This is a genomic window from Thermogutta sp., assembly GCF_039793925.1.
Classification (GTDB): domain Bacteria; phylum Planctomycetota; class Planctomycetia; order Pirellulales; family Thermoguttaceae; genus Thermogutta.
The window spans coordinates 1-1,176 of the sequence record NZ_JBAMME010000151.1; the positions used below are offsets into that span (position 1 = coordinate 1).

At 58.3% G+C, this 1,176-nt stretch carries 2 protein-coding genes; both read right to left on the bottom strand.

Annotated features, from left to right (window positions below):
• Positions 1-887 (bottom strand): hypothetical protein (locus ABJK56_RS06115; protein ID WP_347243778.1); only part of this gene is annotated, 887 nt, incomplete at its 3' end.
• A gap of 89 nt (positions 888-976) precedes the next feature.
• Positions 977-1,176, bottom strand: a 200-nt coding sequence (locus ABJK56_RS06120; protein WP_347243779.1) for a hypothetical protein, incomplete at its 5' end; no start/stop codon positions are given.

The window sequence follows — 1,176 nt, forward strand, 5'->3', positions numbered from 1 at the left end:
AGAGCCGCCTCGGCGCGTGTCTGGTTTTTCCGTCTGGACCCGCCTAAGAACCACCAGAGAGCAATGCTCAGACCCAGGACGCTGAGATAGAGCAGGTACCAAACCCACGGTCGCCCTAAAAGCGAGAAGGTTTGTTGGGCATTCGGGGAAAGCGAAAACTCCTGCAACCGTTTCGCCAAACGCACGCTCTGATAAGGCCGAATCAACAGCTTTGGGCACCACGCGTACGCCAATCCCGGACCCGGGCGCATCCACCACGCCCAGTTTGCAACGGAGGCCACAATGAACACCCACCGATAGCGGGCTATTGCCTCGGCATTCACCAAGACTCGCGTCGCGATGGGCGCCAAAAGCAGCGCCAACCCTACCAAGAAGACCAGGGGATCTGCCCAGAACACGCCTTCTCCGATCGAACCGAAGGACCTTGCCAGGCCGAGGACGTAGCCCCACGGCCACAGGAGCCCTTTCTTCAAACAGAGCGCCACCTCGTGGAAAAATTCGAGAACCCTGGCGTGGAACTGAAGGTTAATCGTGACGAAGGTAGCAAGAAGCACTGAGCGCCAGAGGTTAAGGCGCCTTTCCACCAGGCCATTGCCCTGTGAGAAACGAAACACTCTCAAAGCCATCAGCCTTGCGATGACAGCCAGCACGGGATAACCCAGAAGAGCTGTAACGGCTACCTGCTCAGAAACCGCAAGAAGCTCCTCAGACCACCAGAGTCCCACTGCCAATGCTACGCTGAGAGCAGGCAATATTCGTTCTGGGAAGAGAGCGGCCGCCAGAAGGGTAAGCGAGACCGTCCCCAGACCGGTAGGAAGGATGGCTCCCCAGATAAACCCTTCTTTGTCGCATGGAGCTAAGACCGTTTCCCGGGCCGGTGCCATCATCACAAAACCCCAAAAAAGTACGGTCCCAGCCACCAAACCTTGCACTGCCCTCCGGAATGCCAAAAGCGCCCGAGACACCGTCGCTGCTTTCATTTTCTCGGCGGGGGCCCGGGAAGATTCGGGTACCAGGGCGGCCATTTCACCGGCGTTCGCGGGGCGGGCGTAGGAACCGGTGGCCAGCTTTCACCGGAATAGAAGGCGAAGGGATCGGCGGCCAGCGGCCCGCATTTTTTGAACAGCTCGCGACACTCTTGGAACTTCAAGTAACACTCCTCAAACGAAAAACACG